Annotated in this window: 5 protein-coding genes; 2 read left to right on the top strand and 3 right to left on the bottom strand. The window is 54.3% G+C overall.

Going from position 1 to position 3,681, the window contains the following annotated elements; all coding sequences use genetic code 11:
- Window positions 1-66: 66 nt before the first annotated feature.
- Window positions 67-345: a hypothetical protein gene (locus tag ACGVJ8_RS10100; RefSeq protein ID WP_392347750.1), complete on the bottom strand. Its 279-nt coding sequence runs from the start codon at window positions 343-345 to the stop codon at window positions 67-69.
- A 568-nt stretch (window positions 346-913) separates the two neighbouring features.
- Here ACGVJ8_RS10100 and ACGVJ8_RS10095 point away from each other — a divergent pair.
- Window positions 914-1,207 carry a hypothetical protein gene (locus tag ACGVJ8_RS10095; protein ID WP_186494653.1) on the top strand — a complete coding sequence of 98 codons (294 nt, stop codon included), beginning with the start codon at window positions 914-916 and terminating at the stop codon, window positions 1,205-1,207.
- A 6-nt stretch (window positions 1,208-1,213) separates the two neighbouring features.
- Here ACGVJ8_RS10095 and ACGVJ8_RS10090 read toward each other — a convergent pair whose 3' ends face one another.
- On the bottom strand, window positions 1,214-1,378 hold the full coding sequence (locus ACGVJ8_RS10090) for a hypothetical protein (protein WP_392347748.1): 165 nt from the start codon (window positions 1,376-1,378) through the stop codon (window positions 1,214-1,216).
- Window positions 1,379-2,575: 1,197 nt separating this feature from the next.
- Window positions 2,576-2,704: a hypothetical protein gene (locus tag ACGVJ8_RS10085; RefSeq protein ID WP_392347746.1), complete on the bottom strand. Its 129-nt coding sequence runs from the start codon at window positions 2,702-2,704 to the stop codon at window positions 2,576-2,578.
- A gap of 454 nt (window positions 2,705-3,158) precedes the next feature.
- Here ACGVJ8_RS10085 and ACGVJ8_RS10080 point away from each other — a divergent pair, with 454 nt between their 5' ends.
- On the top strand, window positions 3,159-3,476 hold the full coding sequence (locus ACGVJ8_RS10080) for a DUF3288 family protein (protein WP_392347744.1): 318 nt from the start codon (window positions 3,159-3,161) through the stop codon (window positions 3,474-3,476).
- Window positions 3,477-3,681: the final 205 nt, after the last annotated feature.

Below are 3,681 nucleotides of genomic sequence, written 5' to 3'. Positions count from 1 at the left end.
GTTCTTACGCTGTTGGCTTATGGCCTGGTTCTGCGCCAAACCGACATCATCAAGATCCGACGGGCTTTAGTTCAACCAGAGCGCTTTGAAGGCTCTCGGGTAGGCGTCTCGCATGGTCACGGAGGTCTCGCGGATGAAGGTGATGCACGCTTTGGATCCGTCGAACACCTTCGCTTTGATCATCATCTGCATGGCTTGCTGAAGCGTTTTTCCTTCTTCGAGGCTGGTGTCGATGATCTTCACCGCTTTGGCAGGTTCACAAGGACCCAGCTCCAGAGCGCCTGCTGCAGACGGGAGCACGCTTAGAGCAATCGCTAGCAGCAGCAATCCGTTGAAGGCACGCATTTGGTTAGATCTTGTATTAATTGCATGGAGCTTATGGCGTGGGTCTGTCGGGATCTGACTCTTTTCTGACCGGTTGTTTTCTGATCTCACTGGCCTGCCTCAGAGCTGAAGCAAGTTCCAGTGCACTGAGAAGAGTCAGATCAGTGCACAAAGTTGTGCACCTATGGCTCACCTCCGCTGCGCAGACACGCTCCTTGGCTATGAGAGCTCTTAAGACTGGTATGCCTTGTCATTGAACAAGGCATGAAAAAGCCTCCGTTGAACGGAGGAATAAGCCAAGTAATCCCCATCACCTGGCGGCCCAATAAGTGTAGTGCTTCTCGTCAAGTTTGTGCAGCTGATCCACCACATCTGGTGGATTGAATTTCACAAAACACCGCTTGGCAGCAGCTTATCCATAGGAAGGTGGAAAACCTTGGCAATTCGTGTTGTCGCCGTTTCTTCAAAAGGCCTGCAGTCACTGGATCGTTCAGTTAGGCTGTGGATATCCTCATCACCCGGCCGCCCGTTTGTGGCGGCTTTTTTGTGCCCGTGCTGCCAGTGTGGACAGGTATTCCACAAGCGCCTTATGACGGTGAACCGGGAGCAGGCCAGGGATGCACTGGCGACACTTCTCGAGGTTTTCGCGGGGCCGAACTACTCGGGCGCGCTGCGCGATGGTGATCTCACCACTCGCCTCGAGCGATGCACCGGTTGGGTGAAGGCTGAAGCCTCTGAGGCGGCATCCCTGATCGAGTCATGCGTCCCCCATGGCAAGCCGATGCTGGCTCAGGCGCAGCAACGCCTGGCTGTTCTGGAATCGTTGAAGACGTTGCAGGAGGTTGCCGTCAACCATTTCGGCCCTCTCGACGATCCCAGCTAAGGGGCGTCAGTCGCGACGCAGCCAAGGCGAGGAATTGCTGAACCAGTCGCCGAGATCATCTTCTGGATGCTCAGGGTCATCTGGATGACGTCGCCCCAGGTCGAGATCGGCCATCAAACCGTCGAGGCCTTGTTGAGTGCCTTCCCGTTGAAAATGCTGCGCCCTGCTCACCTACGTGCTCAGGCTGCGATCGCGTTCGGTCAATTTTTGAAGGTAGACGCGGTCCTGGGGCGACATGAACTCACCCTGGCCCAAGCGACTGCAGATGTTTTGCAGTTTCAATCGTGTCGATGTGGTCAGCGTTATCGGTTCACTTTTTTTAGATGTTAGGGAGTTCCGACCATGGATTCAGTGGCTCAAGGCACCATTTGTTCCACTGGTGCCTGGTCTGGTTTACATATCCTGACGGGATGGATCACCAGGAAACTCAGAGCTTGACGCCGATCTCATCGGACTCGCCCTGGTTGGAGCGCTGTGGCACCTTGTTGCGTCCGCAGAGCGACCCTGCACTGTTCGGCCCAGCCGATGCAGATCTGTACTTCGCTGCAGATGGTCAACCACGCTTCTACGTGATGCGAATCCGCCACCGGCCTCCCGTGCTCAAGTCGATGACGAGGCACCATCGCGTGAGTCAGTGTTTGGGGTCTGCAGATGCACAGCCCTGGTGGCTGGCCATGGCTCCTTCAACGGATTCCGGCTGTCCGCCCCCCGCATCCTCCATCGCTTTGATCAAGTTTCAAGCCGGTGAAGCATTCAAGCTGCATCCGGGAACGTGGCATGCAGGCCCTTTTTTTCAAGAGCAATCAGCGCTGTTTTTCAACCTTGAATTGAGAACGACCAACGAAAACGACCACAATCCGCTCGCATTGGCGCAGCTGTTACGGCTGAATTTGATTTAATTGCCCCGGGCTGTAACGGGATAAACAGCGCAACTGGCGCTGCGTGACCTATATTTGATTTGTAGCAACAGCTACAAACGTTCACTTCGCTACATAGCGAAGCGCAGTTCGACTCAGGGCATGGAACGGGGCCTGAGCTTTCTACGAGGAACACTATGAATGCTCTTCAGCTTCTGAAGGAGCGTGAGCTGCGTGTGCAGCTCCGTAACAGCTCCAGAAAGGCCGTGGCTCGCGGATCTGAATCCAGCGACTACACCTCTGCGCATCTCTCTCCCGTTAAGTTGGCGAAAGAGAAGGTCGCTCCAACTCAGTTGAAATACCGAGGCGTGACCTACGAAGCGATGCGTGCTAATTGGCTCTGATCCCTGTTTCATCCAACCAAAAAGCCCCACTTCAGTGGGGCTTTTTGTTTGGATGGGTTCATGACGTGTGCAAGTCGACAGTGGCCTTTGATGTTGCGACCACCGGATCACTGTCTTACCTGGATGTAAGGGATCAACTGCCGTCGACTAATCCTAGAAATCTTTCGCCGCAGAACGTTCTGACCATTCTCCTTCATCTGTTCCAGCAGCAGCTCGGATTTGTCGATCGTGGCCATGAGGTCAACAATAAAAGACAGCTTGGGTGAATGGCTTTCTCTTTCGTCTTCAGAATGACGTTGCAGCTAAGCGTCTTTCTATTGAGGAAGTTGGTTCAAGCGTCGACAAAATCTCGGCTTTACGCTGATTACAACAACCGATCAAGCGATCCCAACAAGTTTCTGTTGATCCTGCACAGAACGTGCGTGCCCCGCGAGCCTTTGTTCAGTTCGAGCCAAGGGCATGTTTGCGGTTCAAGAGCTAACAGTTGAGGGCTGGTCCAATCGTGCCGAGCACGCTTCAAAAGACAATGCGTTCTGGCATGCCCGTGCCCGTAGTGATGCTGATGGGCACACGTATCGCCTGATCAGCGAGGAAAAGCACGTTGTGTGCCTGCTCACCAGTCGTGGGTCTGAGTGCTGGGAGCTCGACTGATCTGTTGCTCTGGTCGCCCTGTTCAGGCATGATCGTTTGATGACCGACAACACGCAACAAACCCATCCGCTTTACGCCATCGATCGCAACCAGATCGATGCTGTGTTGGGTCATGAGGGCGAGCCAGGCCCGCAGCAGTTGACAACGATTGCCGCGTTGTTTTCTCGATATGCGGATTTTCCTGGCGCTGATGATATTCTCGATGATCTGCAGAAATGTCTCGCGCTATGGGGACTAGCGCGAGACGAGTTGAACCTCAAGACGCGTGAAATCTGGGAAAGTGGTTGGCGGCCTGGGCAGGATCCTGTGGCTGAGAGTGTTGGCTCTGGGGCCGATGTTGAGGATGCAGAAGCTTGATGCTTGTCTGCATGGCTCTCTTCCTTTAAGTGTTTAAACGTGAGCCTGAGATGAGATCGAGCTCGCGTTGTTTCATTGGTGATCAGCTAAAGAGAGAGAGGATCGAAGCTTCTGGCGAGAAGCGCCCTGGGGCCATTTGCTTTAGAGGATGGGTTGTTTTCTCCTAGAGCACCTCAGGCGGTGCAAGCGGAGCGTCGAATGGCGT

Origin of the sequence: Parasynechococcus sp. (genome assembly GCF_042954245.1) — a bacterium.
Lineage (GTDB): Bacteria > Cyanobacteriota > Cyanobacteriia > PCC-6307 > Cyanobiaceae > Parasynechococcus.
Note: the sequence above shows the minus strand (reverse complement) of the source record. Positions and strands in the feature narration are given on the sequence as shown.

Coding starts and splice junctions, on each gene's coding strand:
- ACGVJ8_RS10085 (WP_392347746.1), bottom strand. CDS start 2,704: ATGGCCACGATCGACAAATCCGAGCTGCTGCTGGAACAGATGAAGGAG.
- ACGVJ8_RS10100 (WP_392347750.1), bottom strand. CDS start 345: ATGCGTGCCTTCAACGGATTGCTGCTGCTAGCGATTGCTCTAAGCGTG.
- ACGVJ8_RS10080 (WP_392347744.1), top strand. CDS start 3,159: ATGACCGACAACACGCAACAAACCCATCCGCTTTACGCCATCGATCGC.
- ACGVJ8_RS10095 (WP_186494653.1), top strand. CDS start 914: ATGACGGTGAACCGGGAGCAGGCCAGGGATGCACTGGCGACACTTCTC.